Annotated in this window: 18 protein-coding genes; 9 read left to right on the top strand and 9 right to left on the bottom strand. The window is 69.6% G+C overall.

Going from position 1 to position 20,030, the window contains the following annotated elements; translation table 11 throughout:
- Positions 1 to 10: 10 nt before the first annotated feature.
- Together QMG86_RS09635 and QMG86_RS09630 are read right to left on the bottom strand one after the other, a co-directional pair.
- Positions 11 to 262: a hypothetical protein gene (locus QMG86_RS09635; protein WP_281878981.1), complete on the bottom strand. Its 252-nt coding sequence runs from the start codon at positions 260 to 262 to the stop codon at positions 11 to 13.
- Between the two features lie 107 nt (positions 263 to 369).
- Positions 370 to 1,539 carry a phosphotransferase family protein gene (locus tag QMG86_RS09630; protein WP_281878980.1) on the bottom strand — a complete coding sequence of 390 codons (1,170 nt, stop codon included), beginning with the start codon at positions 1,537 to 1,539 and terminating at the stop codon, positions 370 to 372.
- A gap of 190 nt (positions 1,540 to 1,729) precedes the next feature.
- Between QMG86_RS09630 and QMG86_RS09625 the strand changes: the two genes are divergently transcribed.
- Positions 1,730 to 2,701 (top strand): DUF2189 domain-containing protein, encoded by a 972-nt coding sequence (locus QMG86_RS09625; protein WP_281878979.1) that lies wholly within the window; start codon positions 1,730 to 1,732, stop codon positions 2,699 to 2,701.
- Positions 2,702 to 2,709: 8 nt separating this feature from the next.
- Here the strand turns inward: QMG86_RS09625 and QMG86_RS09620 are convergent, their stop codons facing one another.
- Together QMG86_RS09620 and aspS are read right to left on the bottom strand one after the other, a co-directional pair.
- Positions 2,710 to 3,678, bottom strand: coding sequence for a DUF389 domain-containing protein (locus QMG86_RS09620; protein ID WP_281878978.1), 969 nt, complete (start codon positions 3,676 to 3,678; stop codon positions 2,710 to 2,712).
- A gap of 66 nt (positions 3,679 to 3,744) precedes the next feature.
- Positions 3,745 to 5,538 carry an aspartate--tRNA ligase gene (aspS, locus tag QMG86_RS09615; RefSeq protein WP_281878977.1) on the bottom strand — a complete coding sequence of 598 codons (1,794 nt, stop codon included), beginning with the start codon at positions 5,536 to 5,538 and terminating at the stop codon, positions 3,745 to 3,747.
- A gap of 193 nt (positions 5,539 to 5,731) precedes the next feature.
- On the opposite strand from aspS, the gene ypfJ reads away from it, so the two are divergent.
- Entirely contained in the window at positions 5,732 to 6,655 is a 924-nt protein-coding gene (gene ypfJ, locus QMG86_RS09610) for a KPN_02809 family neutral zinc metallopeptidase (RefSeq protein WP_281878975.1), read from the top strand.
- A 116-nt stretch (positions 6,656 to 6,771) separates the two neighbouring features.
- Positions 6,772 to 7,305 carry a hypothetical protein gene (locus QMG86_RS09605; RefSeq protein WP_281878974.1) on the top strand — a complete coding sequence of 178 codons (534 nt, stop codon included), beginning with the start codon at positions 6,772 to 6,774 and terminating at the stop codon, positions 7,303 to 7,305.
- A 69-nt stretch (positions 7,306 to 7,374) separates the two neighbouring features.
- Here the strand turns inward: QMG86_RS09605 and QMG86_RS09600 are convergent, their stop codons facing one another.
- Positions 7,375 to 8,979 carry a hypothetical protein gene (locus tag QMG86_RS09600; protein WP_281878973.1) on the bottom strand — a complete coding sequence of 535 codons (1,605 nt, stop codon included), beginning with the start codon at positions 8,977 to 8,979 and terminating at the stop codon, positions 7,375 to 7,377.
- Positions 8,976 to 9,305, bottom strand: a complete 330-nt coding sequence (locus tag QMG86_RS09595) for a type VII secretion target (protein ID WP_159837869.1) — start codon at positions 9,303 to 9,305, stop codon at positions 8,976 to 8,978. Before QMG86_RS09595 ends, QMG86_RS09600 begins: the two co-directional genes overlap by 4 nt.
- 209 nt (positions 9,306 to 9,514) lie before the next feature.
- Between QMG86_RS09595 and QMG86_RS09590 the strand changes: the two genes are divergently transcribed.
- The 4 genes from QMG86_RS09590 to QMG86_RS09575 all read left to right on the top strand — a co-directional run bounded on the left by QMG86_RS09590 (position 9,515) and on the right by QMG86_RS09575 (position 14,754).
- A complete protein-coding gene (locus QMG86_RS09590) occupies positions 9,515 to 10,519 on the top strand; it encodes an NAD-dependent epimerase/dehydratase family protein (RefSeq protein WP_281878972.1) in 1,005 nt (334 codons plus the stop codon).
- A 31-nt stretch (positions 10,520 to 10,550) separates the two neighbouring features.
- Positions 10,551 to 11,567, top strand: coding sequence for an Rv2578c family radical SAM protein (locus tag QMG86_RS09585; RefSeq protein WP_281878971.1), 1,017 nt, complete (start codon positions 10,551 to 10,553; stop codon positions 11,565 to 11,567).
- A gap of 110 nt (positions 11,568 to 11,677) precedes the next feature.
- Complete coding sequence (locus tag QMG86_RS09580) at positions 11,678 to 13,678, top strand: 2-oxoacid:acceptor oxidoreductase subunit alpha (protein WP_281878969.1); 2,001 nt, start codon at positions 11,678 to 11,680, stop codon at positions 13,676 to 13,678.
- The gene (locus QMG86_RS09575; protein WP_281878968.1) at positions 13,675 to 14,754 is read left to right on the top strand and encodes a 2-oxoacid:ferredoxin oxidoreductase subunit beta; all 1,080 of its coding nucleotides are present in this window, start codon (positions 13,675 to 13,677) and stop codon (positions 14,752 to 14,754) included. The genes QMG86_RS09580 and QMG86_RS09575 overlap by 4 nt, the downstream gene beginning before the upstream one ends.
- Positions 14,755 to 14,796: 42 nt before the next feature.
- Here QMG86_RS09575 and QMG86_RS09570 read toward each other — a convergent pair whose 3' ends face one another.
- The 3 genes from QMG86_RS09570 to hisS all read right to left on the bottom strand — a co-directional run bounded on the left by QMG86_RS09570 (position 14,797) and on the right by hisS (position 18,005).
- Positions 14,797 to 15,801, bottom strand: a complete 1,005-nt coding sequence (locus QMG86_RS09570) for a malate dehydrogenase (protein WP_357435927.1) — start codon at positions 15,799 to 15,801, stop codon at positions 14,797 to 14,799.
- 129 nt (positions 15,802 to 15,930) lie between these two features.
- Positions 15,931 to 16,578 (bottom strand): hypothetical protein, encoded by a 648-nt coding sequence (locus tag QMG86_RS09565; RefSeq protein ID WP_281878967.1) that lies wholly within the window; start codon positions 16,576 to 16,578, stop codon positions 15,931 to 15,933.
- A 155-nt stretch (positions 16,579 to 16,733) separates the two neighbouring features.
- Positions 16,734 to 18,005, bottom strand: a complete 1,272-nt coding sequence (gene hisS / locus QMG86_RS09560) for a histidine--tRNA ligase (RefSeq protein WP_281878966.1) — start codon at positions 18,003 to 18,005, stop codon at positions 16,734 to 16,736.
- A 139-nt stretch (positions 18,006 to 18,144) separates the two neighbouring features.
- On the opposite strand from hisS, the gene QMG86_RS09555 reads away from it, so the two are divergent.
- Both QMG86_RS09555 and QMG86_RS09550 read left to right on the top strand, forming a co-directional pair.
- Entirely contained in the window at positions 18,145 to 19,023 is an 879-nt protein-coding gene (locus QMG86_RS09555; RefSeq protein ID WP_281878965.1) for a peptidylprolyl isomerase, read from the top strand.
- A gap of 411 nt (positions 19,024 to 19,434) precedes the next feature.
- Positions 19,435 to 19,977, top strand: a complete 543-nt coding sequence (locus QMG86_RS09550; RefSeq protein WP_063017590.1) for a hypothetical protein — start codon at positions 19,435 to 19,437, stop codon at positions 19,975 to 19,977.
- Positions 19,978 to 20,030: the final 53 nt, after the last annotated feature.

Genomic DNA, 20,030 nt, shown 5'->3' with positions numbered 1-20,030 from the left:
GCGCAGCGGATCACTCGCCGCCCGCGCACCCGCCGCCCGCGCACCCCGCGCCGCCGCCGCTGTCGTTGTTCGACTTGCCGTACGGCCGGTAGCGCCACCGGTGCGCGCGAGCGTCCTTGCTGAGCTGCGCCCCCGCCGCGCGGGCACGCGTCGTCGCATCGCCGCCGATCCGGCCAGGGCTTCTGGTCCTTCGCATGATCCCGACGCCGAGCGGAGCGGCGACGAGAACGAGCGCGAGCAATACGAGCAGTAGGTGACCCACCCGGCACTCCCTCTTCCCCGTGCTCGTGCCCCTGGCGAGGGGCCGACGCCGACATTCACGCCGGTTGGGTCCGGCACGGCCTGCGCCCGGTTCCCCCGACGGGAGGCCTACTCCGACCAGCGCTCTTCCAGCCGCGCCGACACGTCCTCGGCGAAATCACCCACGATGTCGTCCCCGGTGCACCGCGCGTCCTCGGCGAGGGCGGCCCAGCGGTTGATCAGCGCCGCCGAGCGCGGCACCGACAGTCCGTGTTCCCTGGCGGCCGCGATGCGCGTGTGGTCGGCGGGCAGGAACCAGTAAGTGGACAACCAGACCCAGATCAGCCGGGCTTCCAGGATACGTTCGGCCAGCTGGTCGTCGTCGGCCAGCGCAGGCCACACACCCACGACCTCGGCGCGCCACGCCTCCACCATCTGCCTGGCGCGCTCACGCGAGAGCTCGAGGTCGCACAGGCAGCCCGGGAAGGACACCAGCGCGTAGGCGATGTCCAGGGTGGCGTCGCGGAATCCACCCCACTCGTAGTCGAGGAAGCGGGCGCCCTCCTCGTTCAAGATCACATTGTCCGGGCACAGGTCCGACGGGCTGAACGCCCGGAAGCGCCCCGCGGAGTACAGCCGATTTCCGCGCACGATCCGCTCGGCGATCTCGCCGGGCACCTCGATGCCCAGTTCACGCTGGAGCAGCCCGGGCACCTCGGCGATCGCCGACTCGGCCTGCTGGGCGATGCCGTCCACCCGGTGCACCACGTCGACTCGGCGCAGCAACGCGACGAAGTCCGCCTCGCGCCCGACGGTGGCGGCATGCATCCGGCCCAGCGCCTGGGCGAACGCCATCAGGGCGTTGCGGGTGGCGGGCTCGGCGCCGGACTGGAGCACGGCGGTGAGCAGCGAGTTGTCCCCGAGGTCGCTGAGAATCAGCAGCCGGTCGGGAAGGCTGTGCGCGATCAGGTACGCGCCCGGGCGCTGTTCCCGGCTCAGCGCGGTGGTGAACTGATAGGAGACCGCCTCGCGGAGGAACGCGGAATCTATGCTCGCCACCCCGGGGGCCAGACCGCCGGTCCGGCGATCCTGGGCGGCGCCACGGACCTGCTTGACGATCAGGGTTCGCGGTAACGAGAAAGCGTTCTCCGCAACCCGCACACGTAGGACCGTCGTCCTACCACTACCGCTGAGTTCGATCGGATCGCTCAGCTTTACCGGAGCACCCATTCGCTTTGTGAGCAACTGTTGCGCTGCGGACACGACTTCGGCGGCGCGTTCGGCCAATAGTGCGGTCATCGCCTCTCAAAGTACTCGCATCGGGTCACTTCTAGCGAGCGGTTACACAACCTTTCCGCGTCGCTCGGCGTGTCTGCGGCACGGCCGCTGGGCCGCCGCCGGTCGCTTGACACCGATGCGGCCGTCGGGTTGTCTCATCGTCAACTGCCGTGCGCCACACCGCAAACCAGTTGAGTGGAAAGGTCCACGCATGACCGAGACTCCGCCTCCCGCACCCAGACAATCAGCCGGCGGCGCGTCCTCCCCGCACGACGACGAACGTCATGCGGAGCGGCCGGGGCAGTTCCAGAACCCGAATCCGCAAGCTCCGGCCCCCGGGACCGGACAGGTCCGCCCCGAGATGGCCGGTTCGTCAGCATACCCGCAGTTCGAGGGTCCCGGCGCGGCGCACTACGGCAGCGAACCGCCGCAGCCGCCCCCGCCCGCGGGCCCGGCGCACCCGAGCTACGGCCCGCCGGGCACCGGACCGGGCTGGGCGCCGTCCGGCCCCGCGCCCGCGCAGGAGCCGGTCTACGGCTACCAGCAGGTTCCGACGGGTCCGACCACATTGGACGTGGGTCAGGCGCTCAGCTACGGCTGGGCGAAGTTCCGGGCCAATCCCGGCCCGTGGGTCGGGGTGACCTCGCTGGGACTGGTCATATACCTGGTTTCCCTGCTCGTCGTCCAGCTCACCGATCCCACGACGATGCTGCCGCTGCTGCTCGTCTTCCTGGCGGTCATGGCCGGGATATGGCTGCTGCAAGCGGCGATGGTGCGCGGAGCACTGTTCGAAACCGATGGCACACCACCGCCTTTCGGCGCTTACTTCCGGTTCGTGAACGCGGGCAATGTGCTGCTCACCGCACTGCTGGCGTTCACGCTGACCTTCCTCGGCTCGGCGATCTGCTTGCTTCCCGGACTGATCGCCGGGTGGCTGTGCATGTTCTCACTGCATTTCGTCGTCGACCAGGACCAAGGTCCGTTCGAGGCGCTGAAGTCCAGCTTCACGCTGGTGGTCGCCAATGCCTGGCAGGTTCTGCTGCTCGCACTGGCGGTGCTGGTGGTCACCTTCCTGGGCCTGATGCTGTGCGGTCTCGGCCTGCTGATCGCGGGCCCGGTCGCGGTCATCGCGGTGACCTACGCCTACCGCACGCTCACCGGCGGCACGGTCGCCGCACTGTGAGCTGCGCTTCATTTCCCGATCGGTGAGCGCCTGGCGATCCAGCGCTTGAACCGTCCCACCGGACCGGCCTCGCTGCCCGTGCGAGGCCGCAGCGCGAGCACGATGACCCCGGCCGCCACGATGCCGGCCATGTTCACCGCCAGTTGCCCCGCGGACAGAAACGCCACCCGCCACTCCCCCAGAGTCGCCGCGACGACGGCGAATCCGGCCGCGGGCACGGTCGTCACCGAGATGAACACACCGACCAGCGCGGCCGATTTCGCGGTTACCAGCGCCAACATGCCCGCCGCACCGGCCAGCAGCGCGACGACCAGGGAGAACGGTCCGACCTGGTAGATGAAGTCGACCTCCGAGATACCGCCCACCCCGTCGATGCTGATCCAGCCGAGCTGCTCCCAGACCAGCGTCGCCAGCAGCGTGACCACCATCGCCACCGGAAAACCGACCGCGAGCGCGACCACCGAGCGGCCGGCGAGCCGGAAGTCCCTGCGCGACAACGCCACCGCGAAGGCAGCCAGGGGGCCGAACTCCGGGCCGACGACCATCGCGCCGACGATCGTCACCGGCGAATCGGTCGCGACGCCCACGGCGGCGAGCAGGCAGGCGATGGTCAGGAACGCGAGAAACGTCGCGTTGAGGCTCGACTCCTCGTGCGTCTGCGCGAGGAGTTCCTGCCACACGATCGCGTCGCTGGGATCGCCGGGCGCCTCGTGCACCGCCCGCTCGCCCGCGTCCGACAGAACCGTTTCGACCGGGGTGAGCGTCATGCCGCCGGACCGGCAGATGCCCAGCGCGGTCAGGTCCGCGAGCACGTCGTTGGCGGCCTCGCGAGCCACATCCGCCTGCACGAGGTCGCCCTCGGGCTCCAGCGCGGCACCGCGCGCCAGGGTCACGTGCGTGACCCCGGGATCGGCGGCGAGTACCGCGAGCACCTCATCGGTGCTCTCCGGCGGGCTGATCATGCGCAAGTGCAACAACGGATTCCCTCGTGGTCGGCTGACGGACGCGGCTGACCGGAAAGGTACCGTTCTTGCGACGGCCCGCTACGACGCGGTCTCGGGGTTGTGCCCCTTCTTCTGCTCCGGCTTGACGTCCAGCCCGGCCTCTTTGCGCTGCTGCTCGGTGATCGGCGCGGGCGCGTCGGTCAGCGGGTCGACGCCGCCGCCGGTCTTCGGGAACGCGATGACCTCGCGGATCGAGTCCTCCCCCGCCAGCAGCGCGGTGACCCGATCCCAGCCGAAGGCGATGCCGCCGTGCGGCGGCGCGCCGAACGCGAAGGCGTCCAGCAGGAAGCCGAACTTCTCCTGCGCCTCCTCGTGGGTGATGCCCATCACCTCGAAGACGCGTTCCTGCACGTCACGGCGATGAATACGAATCGACCCGCCGCCGATCTCGTTGCCGTTGCAGACGATGTCGTAGGCGTAGGCCAGCGCCGAGCCCGGGTCGGTGTCGAAAGTGTCCAGCGACTCCGGCTTCGGCGAGGTGAACGCATGATGCACGGCGGTCCAAGCGGAATGACCCACCGCCACATCGCCGCTCGCGGTCGCCTCGACGGTCGGCTCGAACAGCGGCGCGTCCACGATCCACACGAACGACCAAGCGTCCTCGTCGATGAGTCCGACCTTGCGGGCGATCTCGACGCGCGCCGCACCCAGCAGCGCACGCTGCGCCTTCGCCGCGCCCGCGGCGAAGAACACGCAGTCACCCGGCACCGCGCCGACGTGCTTGGCCAACCCCTCGCGCTCGGCGTCGCTGAGGTTCTTGGCGACCGGGCCGCCCAGCGTGCCGTCCTCGTTCACCAGGACGTACGCCAGCCCCTTGGCGCCGCGCTGCTTGGCCCATTCCTGCCAGGCGTCGAGCTGGCGCCGCGGCTGGCTCGCGCCGCCCGGCATGACCACCGCGCCGACGTAGGGCGCCTGGAACACCCGGAACGGGGTCTCCTTGAAATACTCGGTGCACTCGGTGATCTCCACACCGAAACGCAGGTCCGGCTTGTCGCTACCGAAGCGGCGCATGGCCTCGGCATACGTCATGTGCGGGATCGGCGTCTGGATCTCGTAGCCCACCAGCTTCCACAGCGCGACCAGGATCTCCTCGGCCAGCAGGATGACGTCCTCCTGGCGCACGAAGCTCATCTCGATGTCGAGCTGGGTGAACTCCGGCTGACGGTCGGCGCGGAAGTCCTCGTCCCGATAGCACCGCGCGATCTGGAAGTAGCGTTCGATGCCGCCGACCATCAGCAGCTGCTTGAACAGCTGCGGGCTCTGCGGCAGGGCGTAGAAGCTGCCCGGCTGCAGGCGCGCGGGCACCAGGAAGTCACGAGCGCCCTCGGGGGTGGACCGCGTCAGCGTCGGGGTCTCGACCTCGATGAATTCGTGGCGGGCGAGCACCTCGCGCGCGGCCGCGTTGACCTTGGACCGCAGCCGGATGGCGTGCGCCGGGCCTTCGCGGCGCAGGTCCAGGTAGCGATGCTTCAGGCGCGCTTCCTCACCGGGCTGCTCGTCCAGCTGGAACGGCAGCGGGGCGCTCTCGTTCAGCACCTCGAGCTCGGTGACGTTCACTTCGATGGCGCCGGTCGGCAGTTCCGGGTTCTCGTTGCCGCTCGGCCGCGGCTCCACGGTGCCGGTGACGCGCACGCAGTACTCCGCGCGCAGCCGGTGCGCTTGTTCGGCGGGTTCGCCCTCCCGGAACACCGCCTGGGCGACGCCGGACGCGTCGCGCAGATCGATGAAGATCACCCCACCGTGGTCACGCCGCCGGGCCACCCAGCCGGTGAGGGTGACGGTCTGACCGGCATGCTCGCTTCGCAGCGAACCAGCCAAGTGGGTGCGCAGCACGGGGTTCCTTTCGACGACTCTGGCACCGGGCGCGGTGTGACCAGGTGCGAGTCCATCGTAGTGAGACACATTCCCGGAGTGGAAACCGATATCGACGCGCCCGTGCCAAGCTGTATCGGAGGGAGAGTGTGTCCCCGGTGCCCGGACAACCGAGGGTTGGGTGCCCCGGGGGACGAGCGAGAAAGCGACGACGATGACCTTCAACGAGGGCATGCAGATCGACCCCGACCGGGTATCGTCCGGCGGTCCCGGCATGGGCGGCAAGCTCGCGCTGGGTGGCGGCGCGGGCGGACTCATCGTGCTGGTGCTGGCGCTGCTGCTGGGCGGCGACCCCGGTTCCATCCTCGGCAACTTCACCGGCTCGCCGGACCAGAGCCAGACCGAGCCGGGCACGGCAGGCACGCCGAGCCACTGCAAGACCGGTGCGGACGCCAACAAGTACGTCGACTGCCGGGTGGCGCTCACCGCGCAGAGCCTGGATGCCGTGTGGTCGGCCGAACTGCCGAAGCAGGCGGGCAAGCGCTACGCGGAGCCGAAGGTCGTGCTCTTCTCCGGTGCCACCTCGACCGGATGCGGCAATGCCACCAGCGAGGTCGGGCCGTTCTACTGCCCGGCCGACCGGACCGCGTACTTCGACACCACCTTCTTCCAGGAGCTGGTGGACCGTTTCGGTTCCAGCGGCGGCCCGCTCGCGCAGGAGTACGTGGTGGCGCACGAGATCGGCCATCACATCCAGAATCTGCTCGGCGACATCGGGCGCGCGCAGCGTGATCCGCGCGGGGCGGACTCGGACGCGGTCCGCACCGAACTGCAGGCCGACTGCTACGCCGGCATCTGGGCCCATTTCGCGGACAAGCAACCGGCGCCGGGCAGCGACCAGCCGTTCCTGAAACCGCTGTCGGACAAGGACGTCGATGACGCGCTTTCGGCGGCCGCCGCGGTCGGCGACGACCGCATCCAACGCGCCGCCCAGGGCCGGGTGAATCCCGAAGCGTGGACCCACGGCTCGTCCGCGCAGCGACAGAAGTGGTTTCTCACCGGCTACAAGACCGGTCAGGTCCGGGCCTGCGACACCTACTCGGCGCCGGACCTGAACAACCCGTCCGGTCTGCGGTAGCACCGGATCCGATCGATACAGCGCGCCGAGTCCCGCCAGGGCCGGCGCGCTGTCATGATCTACGGCAGTTCGCCTGCGCCGCAGGCGGACAGGGACAGCACCGGAAGATGGGATCGATGCGAGTAACGAAAGCCGTTCTGCTGGTTGTGATGCTGATCGTCGCGGCGGGCTCGGGCGCCGCCACGGCCGACCCGGCCGTGGACCGGCCCAGTGCGCTACCGCCGATCGCCGCGCCGCTGGCGCTGTTCACCCTGACCACCATTCCGGACGGCTGGCAGGCCCGCACGGATCTACGCCCGCAGCTGGAGATCTTCGCCGACGGCCGCGCGGTCAGCAGTCCCGATGCCGTGGCCGCGGATCGGCGTCCCGAGACACCCCCGAAGCGGATCGACGGCCATATCCCGTCCGACGTGCTGAGTGCTGCGCTGGCGGAGACCAAAGCGCTCGCCGCGGCGGACCTCGGCGTGCCGAAAGCCACCGACCAGAGCAGCCGGATCATCGACTACATGCCGCAGTCGCCCGCGGACGACGTGCATCTGGTGGTGTACTCGCCGGAGACCACCGACGGGCTCGGCGCCGAGCAGCAGGCCGCCCGCAAACGCTTCGCCGATCTCTACCGGAAACTGCTCAACTCGTTCGTTCAGGACTGATACCCGCTGGTCACCCGGCCCGAACCGCTCGTTCGGGCCGGGTGCGGCGGGTCGCCTTCCTCCGTCGCGTCAGAACTGATCCTGCTCGTAGTCCGAGCTGATGATCTCGTCCGAGTGCGTCGCGCCGATCACGTCCGGCGTGGACTCGCCCAGCGGACCGGTGAGGTCGTCGTTCCCCGTCGGGCTCGAGTACGGCTGCACCGTGCGGGAGTGTTCCTCGTCGTTGCTGCGCTGCCCCGCCGCGGCCGGGCCACCCATGAAGCTGCTCGATCCGGCGGGTGTGGTGCCGGCGGGTGTGCCGGTTCCGAGCGAAGTGCCCGGGACGCCCGCCACCGGACGGATCGGCACCGTACTGCCGGGAAGACCGGTTGCCTTGGGGACCGAGGGCGTGCTCGGACTTCCGGGCCGGCCGTGGCTGGTGCCGAGCAGACTGCTCGGGGTGCCGTGGCTGGTGCTGCTGGGGCTGTGCACCGACGACGGCGTGGTCGTGGGGCTCGACGTCCCCGGAGTGGCGGAGTCCAGACCGGCCGCCTGCGTCGCGGTGTCGGACGCGGTCGACTGCGCCTGTTCCAGGATCGGTTGGCCGATGTTCTCCGCCAGCGCCTGGGCGACCTCCTGCGGCGCCGGGCCGCCGCCCGGCGCCACCAGCTGCTGCACCATGCCGCTGAGTTCGGCGGTCTTGCCCGCCAGGTCGCCGCGGGTGGCGTTGGCCACGCTGACGGCGTGGCCGAGGTGTTCGGTGGCCGAGGCGATCAACGTCGCCTGGGCGGGCGGAGTCAGGATCACCGGCGCCAGCGCGGTCGCCTGGGTGGCGAACGACGAGGCGATGCCCAGCAGCTGCGCGTTGCCCTGCTGCACCACCGCGGCGGCGCGCTGGGTGAGTTCGGAGATGTCGATGCCCCGCTGGCTGGTCTGCTGCCCCTCCACGTTCGCCTGCTGGCCTGCGGCCTGGGCGTTGCGCGCGGCCTGGCTCTGCCACAACTGCTCGACCGTGCCGATGCTGCCCTTGCCGACCTGCATGGCCATCTCGATGACCTTGGAGGATTGGCTCAGGATGGCGGTCGGGTCGAACGCGCCGATGACGCCGGTGCCGAAGCTGCTCAGCAGGTCCAGGATCGGTTTCATCAGGACGTCGACGCCGGGCAGCGCTGGGACCGCGACACCCTGCATCAGCGCGGCCACCGGGTCGGCGGGCAAGGGCGGCAGCGTTCCTGCCGCTGCCGCCGCCTGGTTCACCGTGCTGGCGATCGCGCTCGGCGCGTCGGCGAGCGCTCCGTTCAGCACGCCGTGCGCTTGATCGACCGCCGCCTCGACCGCGGGCGCCGCGATCTGATTCACCGCGGTACTCGTGTCGCCGAGCAGCGCGGACACCTCGTGCGGGATGCCGGGCACATCCTCGGCGCCCGGCGTGCCGTTCAACCCGGGTAGACCGCCGGGCAGGGCGCCTGCCGACTGCTGATCATCGGAGATCTTGCGCGACAGCACGAACGCGGGCGGCTCGATGGGCGGCAGATCCTCGGGCAGCTGCGGCAACGACAGGTCCGGCACCCCCTGGGCCGGCGCGTTGTGCAGAGCGTCCAGCACGGACTGCTGGCCGATGGCGACGTTCTGCTCGGCCGCGTGCGCGACGGCATGGTCCTCCGGGGCGATGACCCCGCTGTCGAGCGGTCTCATACCGCGCCCCCGATCTGGCCCGCGATCGACCCGAGCGCGCCCGCGTTGGACCAGTCGACCGCGTCGTAGGCCGCGGCGGCGCTGAACGCCGAATCCGAGAGCTTGGCGTACTTGGCCGACAGGTCGTTGATGTCCTTGGCCTGCAGCACCTGCGCCGCGGCGAACATCGCCAAGTAGTCCGCCCCGATCAGACCGAACACCGGAACGAGCGCGGCGACGTTCTGCACCGCGTCGAAATTGCCCGCCCCCGCGAGATCACCGGCGATACCGGCGTTCGTGGCGGCGAACGCCCGGACCGCTTCGGTCTCTACCGAGAGATCACTCATCGAGTTGCCCCCCACATCGTCGTACGAATCCGCGTCGTGCAGTTGTGATCCGCTCGCGCCCTGCCGAATCGGCAAGGGCCGCTACGGTTGCGCTCAATATAGCCGACCCGACCGGCAAGTTTCGAGCCCGAACGCACTGCGCGGGCCAGGACGACGAAACAGAACTGGAACGTGTTGCAAATTAGAACAAGTTCTATATTCTCTGTCCCATGAAGGTCGCAGTGACCGGCGCAGCCGGCTACCTTGGCACGAATCTGCTCCGCCTCCTCACCGAGCGCGGCCATCAGGTCACGGCCATCGATCGGGCGATCCCCGCCGAGCCGGCGGCGCCCGGTGTCACCTGGCTGCGGGGCGACGTGCTCGACCCGGCGTCGATGCGCGCCGCGCTGAGCGGCGCCGAGGTGGTCTACCACCTGGTCGCCGTCATCACCCTGGCCGAGAAGAACGATCTCGCCTGGCGGGTGAACACCGAGGGCGTCCGCGTGGTCGCCGAAGCGGCGCTGGCCGTCGGCGCCCGGCGGATGGTGCACGCCAGCTCGATCCACGCGTTCAACCAGTACAGCTGTGGCGGCCGGATCGATGAGAACGCGCCCCGCTCGACCGACCCCGCGCTGCCGGTCTACGACCGGTCGAAATGGGCGGGCGAGATCGCGCTGCGCAAGGTGATCGAGCAGGGCCTGGACGCCGTGCTGTGCAACCCCACCGGCGTGTTCGGCCCCCTGGACTACAGCAAGCCGCTGTCGCGCATCAATCGGACGCTCAAGGACGCGGCGCTCGGGCGCGTACCGGCCATGATCGGCGGGGGATTCGATCTCGTGGACGTGCGCGACGTCGCCGAGGGCCTGATCCTGGCCGGCGAGCACGGCCGGACCGGCGAGAACTACCTGCTCGGCGGGTCGATGATCTCGATGCTCGAGTTGTGCCGCGTCGCGGCCACCCATGGCGGCAAGCGGGGCCCGAAGTTCGCTATCTCCCCCAAGCTGGTGTCCGGCGTCATCCCGGTGCTCGCGCCGCTCGGCAAGCTGTTCAACTCCGACATCGTCTCCAAGGCGGCGCTGGGCGCGCTGATCTCCGCGCCGGTCGTCGACCACGGCAAGGCCGCGAGCGAACTCGGCTACCAGCCGCGCCCGCTCGACGATACGGTGCGCGACCTGGTCGCCTTCTTCGCCGACCCGGACCGGCTCGCCCCGCCGGACACCAGGCAGATTGCTTGACAGCAGATAGAACACATGTTCGACTGAAGATGTGCGGTGGCAAAGCCAGACCCTGGACGCCGAGGACGGCGCCTTGCCCGGGCTGTCCCGGGCCGGTCTGGTGCGCACCGTGCAGACGCCGGAGTTCGACGGCATCACGTTCCACGAGGTGCTGTGCAAGAGCGCGCTGAACCGGGTGCCCGAGGGCGCGAACGTGCCGTTCCACTGGACGGTCAATCCCATGCGCGGGTGTTCGCACGCGTGCCGCTACTGTTTCGCGCGCGGCACCCACGAGTACCTGGACCTGGACGCGGGCCGGGACTTCGACTCGCAGATCGTGGTGAAGACGAATGTCGCCGCGGTGCTGCGCAAAGAGCTCGCCAGGCGCTCCTGGCGCCGCGAACCGGTGGCGCTGGGCACCAACACCGATCCCTACCAGCGCGCCGAGGGGCGGTATCGGTTGATGCCGGGCATCATTCGCGCACTGGCCGAATCCGGCACGCCCTTCTCCATCCTCACCAAGGGCACCCTCCTGCGCCGCGACCTTCCGCTGCTCACCGCGGCCGCCCGCGAGGTGCGCGTGAGCCTCGCGGTGTCCATCGCGATCCTGGACCAGGATCTGCACCGGAGTCTGGAGCCCGGCACGCCGTCACCCCGGGCCCGGCTGGAGTTGGTGCGCGCGCTCACCGAAGCGGGATTCGCGGTCAACGTCCTGGTCGCACCGGTGATCCCGTGCCTCACCGACGGCCGCGCCCACCTGGACGCGATCTTCGGCGCGATCGCCGAGGCCGGGGCGGACTCGGCCGTCGCGTTCCCCATGCATCTGCGCGGCAGCACCAGGGGCTGGTTCCTGTCCTGGCTGGCCGAGCACCATCCGGCCTTGCTGCGGCGATACCGCCAGCTGTACCGCCACGGGGCCTACGTCACGCCGGAGTACTCCGCCTGGTTGCGCGCGCGGGTCGCTCCGCTGCTGGCGGAGCACGGTTTGACGGGCCGCGGGCAAGCCGAACCGGAGACACGACCCGAAACCGCGCACACGACCGGCGCGCAGCTGGCATTGTTCGCCTGACGCCATCCTCGCCGGATCTCGCCGGTCCGCGCGCTTCGGAGGCGCGCACCGCGTTCGACGGAGTAGTTTGGCGATGGCACCTCTCAGCGACGAGGAAGTGAAGCAGGCATATGGTTTCACACCAAAACGATGTCGGCACAGCGAAGTTGGAAAAGGTCGTCATTCGGTTCGCCGGGGACTCCGGCGACGGAATGCAGCTGACCGGCGATCGCTTCACCCATGAGGCCGCCGCCTTCGGCAACGACCTGGCCACCCAGCCCAGCTTCCCCGCCGAGATCCGGGCGCCCCAAGGCACGCTGCCCGGCGTCTCGTCCTTCCAGATCCAGATCGCCGACTACGACATCCTCACCGCGGGTGACCAGCCCGACGTGCTGGTCGCGATGAACCCCGCCGCGCTCAAGGCGAACCTGGAGGATCTGCCGCGCGGCGCCACGGTCATCGTCAACACCGACGAGTTCACCAAGCGCGCCCTCGCCAAGGTCGGCTATCCCGCCGACCCGCTGGCCGACGACACACTGTCGGACTTCGTGGTGCACCGCGTCCCGATGACCTCGCTGACCCTTGGCGCCACCGAATCGACCGGCGTCGGCAAGAAGGACGCGCAGCGCGCGAAGAACATGTTCGCTCTCGGCCTGCTGTCCTGGATGTACGGGCGCCCGATCGGCGGCACCGAGCAGTTCATGCGGGAGAAGTTCGCGACCAAGCCGGACATCGCGGAGGCCAACATCCTGGCGTTCCGTGCGGGCTGGAACTACGGCGAGACCACCGAGAGCTTCGCCACCACCTACGAGATCGCGCCCGCCAAGCTGCCGCCCGGCACCTATCGCCAGATCACCGGCAACACCGCGCTCGCCTACGGCCTGATCACCGCGGGCCGGCTCGCGGGGTTGCCCGTCTTCCTCGGCACCTACCCCATCACGCCGGCCTCGGACATCCTGCACGAGCTGAGCAAGCACAAGAACTTCGGCGTCACCACGTTCCAGGCCGAGGACGAGATCGCCGGGATCGGCGCGGCGCTGGGCGCTTCGCTCGGCGGCGCGCTGGGCGTCACCAGCACGTCCGGTCCCGGACTCGCGCTCAAGAGCGAGACCATCGGCCTGGCGGTGATGACGGAACTGCCACTGGTCGTGATCGACGTGCAGCGTGGCGGACCGTCGACCGGCCTGCCGACCAAGACGGAGCAGGCCGACCTGTTGCAGGCGCTCTACGGCCGCAACGGCGAATCACCGGTGGCGGTGCTGGCCCCGCGCTCCCCTGCCGACTGCTTCGCCACCGCGGTGGAGGCCGCGCGGATCGCCCTCACCTACCGCACTCCGGTGCTGCTGCTGTCCGACGGTGCGATCGCGAACGGCTCGGAGCCGTGGGCCATTCCGGAAGTGAGCGAGCTGGAGCCGATCGACCCGGCCTTCGAACCGGAAGGCGACGAGGCCGACCCGTTCCAGCCGTACGCGCGCGACCCCGACACCCTCGCCCGCCCGCTCGCCGTCCCGGGCACGAAGGGCCGCGCGCACCGCATCGGCGGTCTGGAGAAGGCCGACGGCAGCGGCAACATCTCCTACGACCCGGCCAACCACGAACTCATGGTCCGTCTGCGCCAAGCCAAGATCGACGGCATCGGCGTCCCCGATCTCGCGGTCGACGATCCGGACGACGCCGCCGAACTGCTGCTGATCGGCTGGGGCAGCTCCTACGGCCCGATCGGCGAGGCCTGCCGGCGTGCGCGGCGGCGCGGCGTCCCGGTCGCCCAGGCACATCTACGGCACCTGAATCCATTGCCCGCCAACCTCGGCGACGTGCTGCGCCGCTATCGCGTGGTGGTCGCGCCGGAGATGAACGGCGGCCAGCTGGCCACGCTGTTGCGGGCGAAGTACCTGGTCGACGTGCGACCGTGGACGAAGATCGCGGGCACCGCGTTCTCCGCGCAGGAGCTGGTCGGGGTCATCGACGCCGCGCTGGACGGATCGATCGAGGAAATGGAACAGAACAAGGTCTTCGCCGCGCGGGCGCAGGCCACATATCGAACGCTGCCGGACGACGTCCGCCCGAAGCCCTGCGCCGGGCCGAGCGCAGGCGAGGCAGCCGCGTACCGCATGGCTGGGGGTAACGCATGACCATCGTGGAAACCTCACTGGTTGGCACCGATCTGGGACTGACCGGAGTATCCGGGGTGCCGTCCGCGGACGGACCGCAGAAGGTGAAGGACTTCACCTCCGATCAGGAGGTGCGCTGGTGCCCCGGCTGCGGCGACTACGTGATCCTGGCGACGGTGCGCGGCTTCCTCGCCGAACTCGGATTGCGCCGGGAGAATCTGATGTTCGTGTCCGGGATCGGCTGCTCCAGCCGCTTCCCGTACTACTTGGAGGCCTATGGCATCCACTCCATCCACGGTCGTGCGCCGGCGATCGCGACCGGGTTGGCGGTCAGCAGGCCGGACCTGTCGGTCTGGGTGGTGACCGGTGACGGCGACGCGCTGTCCATCGGCGGCAACCACCTCATCCACGCATTGCGCCGCAACGTGAACATGACGATCCTGCTGTTCAACAACCGGATCTACGGCCTGACCAAGGGCCAGTACTCGCCCACCTCGGAGCAAGGCAAGATCACCAAGTCGACCCCGATGGGCTCCGTGGACCACCCGTTCAACACTCTGTCGGTGGCACTCGGCGCGGAAGCGACCTTCGCCGCTCGCGCGCTCGACTCCGATCGCGCGGGACTCACCGAGGTGCTGCGCGCCGCCGCCGAGCATCGCGGCACGTCGTTCGTGGAGATCCTGCAGGACTGCCCCATCTTCAACGACGGCTCGTTCGACGTGCTGCGGCGGGAGAACGCCGCGGACCATCTCATCCCTTTGCGTCACGCCGAGCCGATCCGTTTCGGCGCCGAGGGCGAATTCGCCGTCGTGCGACGTGGTTTCGGGCTCGCGGTGGCCCGCGCCGACAGCGTCGCGGAGTCCGACATCGTGGTGCACGACGCCTACGCCGACGACCCGGAGTACGCCTACGCGCTGTCGCGACTGAGCGACCAGGGTCTCGAGCATGTCGTCACCGGCATCTTCCGCAGCGTCGCTCGACCGACCTACGACGACGCGGTGCGCTACCAGACCGAGACCGCGCGCGAGCAGAAGCCGGTCGGCCCCGACTCGCTGCAGTCCCTGCTCACCGGGCCGGAGACCTGGACGGTGGGATAACCCGCCCCGGCTGCGCAGGGCGGCGAACGTCCGCGCAGCCGGTCAGGCGCGCTTGACGAAACCGAGGTCGACGACGGCGTCGCGCTCCTGCTCCAGTTCGGCGACCGAGGCGTCGATCCGGGGACGGGCGAGTTCGTCGATCGCGAGATCGGGCACGATCGTGTACTCGCCGTTCGCGCAGGTGACCGGGAACGAGCTGATCAGCCCCGCGGGCACACCGTAGGAGCCGTCCGAGGGCACCGCCATGGACACCCAGTCGCCGTCCCGGGTGCCGTGCACCCAGTCGTGGATGTGGTCGATCGCGGCGCTGGCCGCACTCGCCGCCGACGATGCGCCGCGGGCCTGGATGATAGCGGTGCCGCGCTGCTGCACGGTGGGCACGAACTCTTCGGTCGGCCACGCCGGATCGCCGATCAGATCGAGGGCGGGGCGTCCGGCGACGGTGGCGTGCGCGATATCGGGGTACTGCGTCGCGGAATGATTGCCCCAGATCGCCACCCGCGCGATGTCGGCGGCGGGCGCACCGGTCTTCGCGGCGAGTTGCGCGATGGCGCGGTTGTGGTCGAGCCGGGTCATGGCGGTGAAACGCTCGGCGGGCACGTCCGGCGCGTTGCTCATGGCGATGAAGGCGTTGGTGTTGGCGGGGTTGCCGATGACGAGCACTTTCACGTCGTCCGCGGCGCTGGCGTTGATCGCGGCGCCCTGCTCGGTGAAGATCGCGCCGTTGGCGGCGAGCAGATCCGAGCGTTCCATCCCGGCCGTGCGCGGCCGTGCGCCGACGAGCAGCGCGATGTCGGCGCCGGCGAACCCGATCCACGGGTCGTCGCTGATGTCGATGGACTCCAGCAGCCCGAACGCGCCGTCCTCCAGTTCCATCGCGACGCCCTCCAGCGACGCCGCCGCGGCGGGGACTTCCAGCAGCCGCAGGCGCACGCGCGTGTCCGGGCCCAGCATCGCGCCGGACGCGATCCGGAACAGCATCCCGTAGGCGATCTGGCCCGCGGCTCCGGTCACGGTGACGGTCACGGTCCCAGCGGCGGTGCTCACGACGAACTCCTTGCGGTCGGCGGATTCCTGCTGCCCACCCTAGCCACTCTCACCGCCGCCGAACGCCCACGGTGAGCTACGCGACAGTGACCGATACGCTGCCGCACAGCGTTTCCCGGGGACGCCGGGTCAGGCGAGCGTGGCGACCTCGGTGTCGGTCAGCACGATCGGCGACACCACGTCCTTCGCCCGCGCCAGCCGCACCGCGCGATACAGCGGCCGTTCCTCGAGCCCGGCGTCGCGCGCCTCGGCCCGCAACTGGTGCACCAGCACCTCGGAAACCGCTACGGCCGCGGCCAATCGACTGGCCGCGAGCGCATCCGCGAGCCTGCGCAATCCGAGCAGGTGCAATTCGCGACCGCTGCCCGCGTCGGTGTACATCGCCAGTGGAACGACCTGGGAGACCTCCCCCGCGGTGACCCGCAGTGCGATCCGGCTCAATCGGGCCGGGAACACCAGTATCTCGACCCCGGTCGCTTCCGACAGCTCCACCTGCCGTTCCCCCAACAGTCTGCGGGCATGAATCGTGTTGCCGGTCAGCCACATTCGCCGTCGGCGCAACGCGACGGCGTACAGGACGGTCGGCGCGCCGACGACGACGCCGATGGCCGCGGCGATCGGCCAGCTCACCACGGTCGCGGCCAGCAGCGCCGCGCCGACACCGATGCCCGACGCGGCCAGCGCGAGGCGGCGCAACATCGGCGCGTACAGTTCGGGCGCGACCAGATCGAGCCCGACCGGCGCGATCGACTGCTGGTCATCAGAATTCGTGGACACTACTCCGCCCTCTCGCGACTCCGGCGGCGGAACTGTGCGCGCCGGTCACGTAACCGCACCCGCCGCCCGGCCGGCGACGGGTTCGACGCACAGTACCGCGCGCCCGGCGATCGCGTCGCGAAACCCGACAGCGCCGAGCGCACCCGCCACCTCGGCTACCCGGCCAGCGACTCCCGGATCACACCGACTACCTCGGACAGGGGAATCTGCCGCTGGTCGCCGGTCGCCATGTCCTTGAGCCCGATGGCGTTCTCCGCGAGGTCACGGTCGCCGAGTACGAGGGTGAACTTCGCCCCGGAGCGATCGGCCGCCTTCATCGCGCCCTTCACACCGCGCCCACCGTAAGCCAGGTCGACCCGGACGCCCGCCGCGCGCAGCTGCGCGGCCACCACCACCAGCCGCTGCTTGGCGGCGTCACCGAGCGGCACGCCGAAGACCTCGCAGCGCGCCGGGTCGCCCGCCGACTTGCCCTCGGCCGCCAGCGCCAGCATGGTGCGGTCGACACCTAGACCGAACCCGATCCCCGACAGCGGCTGGCCGCCGAGTTCGGCCATGAGACCGTCGTAGCGCCCGCCGCCGCCGATGCCGGACTGCGCGCCGAGACCGTCGTGCACGAATTCGAACGTGGTCTTGGTGTAGTAGTCCAGGCCGCGCACCATGCGCGGGTTCACCACGTACGGCACACCCAGTGCCTCCAGGTGGCCGAGCACCTGCTCGAAGTGCGCCTTGGCCGACTCCGAGAGGTGATCGATCATCAGGGGCGCGTCCGCGGTCATCTCGCGCACCTGGGGCCGCTTGTCGTCCAGCACGCGCAGCGGGTTGAGCTGGGCACGCCGCCGAGTCTCCTCGTCCAGCGGCAGCCGGAACAGGAAATCCTGCAGCAGCTCGCGGTACTGCGGACGGCACGTCTCGTCACCCAGCGAGGTGACCTCGAGCCGGAAACCGTCCAGGCCAAGGCCGCGGAATCCGGCATCGGCGATGGCGATGACCTCGGCGTCCAACGCCGGATCGTCGACGCCGATCGCCTCGGTGCCCACCTGCTGCAATTGCCGGTACCGTCCGGCCTGCGGCCGCTCGTACCGGAAGAAGGGACCGGCGTAGCAGACCTTCACCGGAAGCTGGCCGCGGTCGAGGCCGTGCTCGATGACCGCGCGCATCACCCCCGCGGTGCCCTCGGGACGCAGCGTGACGCTGCGATCGCCGCGGTCGGGGAAGGTGTACATCTCCTTGGTGACGACGTCGGTGGACTCGCCGACACCGCGAGCGAACAGGCCCGTGTCCTCGAAGACCGGCAGCTCGATATGCCCGTACCCGGCCAGTCGGGCGGCGCGGAGCAGGCCGTCGCGCACCGCGACGAACTCGGCCGAGCCGGGTGGCACGTAGTCCGGTACCCCCTTCGGGGCGAAGAAGCTGCTGGTCTTGGTCACGATGCTCCAGTTTCCACCACTACGGCCCCGCAAGTCCAACCGGTTCGCCGAACCGCCTCTCAGGAAGGTTGCGGAGCAGTCTCAGGTAGGAATGGCACACTCTTATCCCGATGTAACCGGATACGGGAGGAACGTGGTAGTGCCGAGCAACGAACAGCGACGAGCAGCGGCGAAACGCAAGCTGGAACGTCAGCTCGCCAACCGGGCGGAGCGGGCGCGCAAGCGCAAGCAACTCACCATCGCCGGATCGGTACTCGGTGTCGTCGTGGTGGTCGCCGCCGTGACCGGGGTGTACTTGTTGACCCGCGGCGACGACAACAGCAGCTCCGACGCTGCCGACGCCTCGCTGTCCAGCACGCCCGCCGCGGCCGCGCCGCCGTCGGCCAAGGCCAAGCCCGCGACGGTCGACTGCACCTATCGAGACAGCGCCAAGCCCGCGGACAAGCAGGCGAGCAAGCCGAAGGCCGACGGCATCCCCACCACCGGCGTCGACGCCAAGGTCAGCGTCAGCATGGAGACCAGCCAGGGCCCGATCGGGCTGACCCTGAACAACGCCGAGTCCCCGTGCACGGTGAACAGCTTCGTCAGCCTGGCGGCACAGAACTACTTCGACGGCACCAGCTGTCACCGCATGACCGCGGGCGAGGGCCTGAAGGTTCTGCAGTGCGGTGACCCCACGGGCACCGGAATGGGTGGGCCGGGTTACGAATTCGACAACGAATACCCGACCGATCAGTACGCTCCGAACGACCCCGCGGCCTCCTCCGAGCCGGTCGCATACAAGCGCGGCGTGCTGGCCATGGCCAACGCGGGCCCCGGAACCAACGGCAGCCAATTCTTCATCGTGTACTCGGATTCCCAGCTCCCGCCGCAATACACGATCTTCGGCACGGTGGACGACAACAGCCTCGGCACGCTCGACAAGATCGCCGCGCTGGGCCAGGACGACTCCAACGGCCCCGGTGACGGCAAGCCCAAGCAGCCGGTCACCATCCAGTCGGTCCGCATCGATCGCTGACGCACGAACTCGGGCCCGCCGCCGATCTCTCGGCAGCGGGCCCGAGCCATGTCTACCGCCGTCCGGCCGAAGTGCGGACAGTCGAGCCTTTCTTCGGTTAGGGTGCCCTCAGTCCGAAGATCATCCGGCACGCCCGGAGACACGCCGGAAATGTGCGATATATGCTGATAAAGCAGCAAGCTCGTTCGATTGTGCCGACCTTTGTCAGGTAACCTCGAAACAAGGAGTTCTTGCAGCGTAGCGCGGCCTCGGCCGGGCAATCCGCCGGACAGGAAGTGCCACGCCACAAGTTCTCCGGGTGTCCACGTTTGCAGGCGGGACCCGCTGCACGGGACTACAGTTCGCGTGGCGGCGTCCGTAACGAAGCACCACCATCATCCATAGTGATCACTGCAGCATCGGGGAGCAGCCATGTCCGAGGAACTGGACGACATCGGCCGGGAAACCGCGGCCATGATGAGGACAATGTTGCAGCTTGCGACGCTCGTCGCCTTGCGGACCCGCGAGCGTGGTCAGAAGGAAGCCGAAGCGCGCGTCAAGCTCACCGAGGCCCGGATCAAAGAGGCCAAGGAATTGCAGCTGCGCGAGGCGCGCGACGCGAAGGCCAAGGATCCGCGCAACACCGAACTGGCCCGGCTGATCGAGAAGCCGATCCCGGAAAAGGGTGTGTCGCTGGAGAAAGACCGCTTCTCCGCACAGGCCGAGGCATCCCGGATGGCGGCCAATGCCGCCGCCAAGCCTGCTCTGCAGTACGACTCCCAGGAACGCCGCATGGCGATCGCGGCCCATCTCGCGAAAATGGGTGTGGCGCCGGAACTCGCCGCCGTGCGGATGCTGATCGAGGTAGGGCAGGCGCAACCGCCGGGCGAGGCCGTGCGCTCCCGCCCCGACCAGGCGCCGTCGGTCACCAGGGCCAGGGAGCAGGAATCCCGCGGCCTGGAACGCACAAGGTAGCCGGACGACCGAACGCCCGCCGGATTCCGGCGGGCGTTCGTCGTCTCGAACCA

The sequence above is a fragment of the Nocardia sputorum genome, from assembly GCF_027924405.1.
Lineage (GTDB): Bacteria > Actinomycetota > Actinomycetes > Mycobacteriales > Mycobacteriaceae > Nocardia > Nocardia sputorum.
The sequence above is the reverse complement of the archived record's forward strand: the minus strand, read 5'-3'. Positions and strand labels throughout refer to the sequence as shown.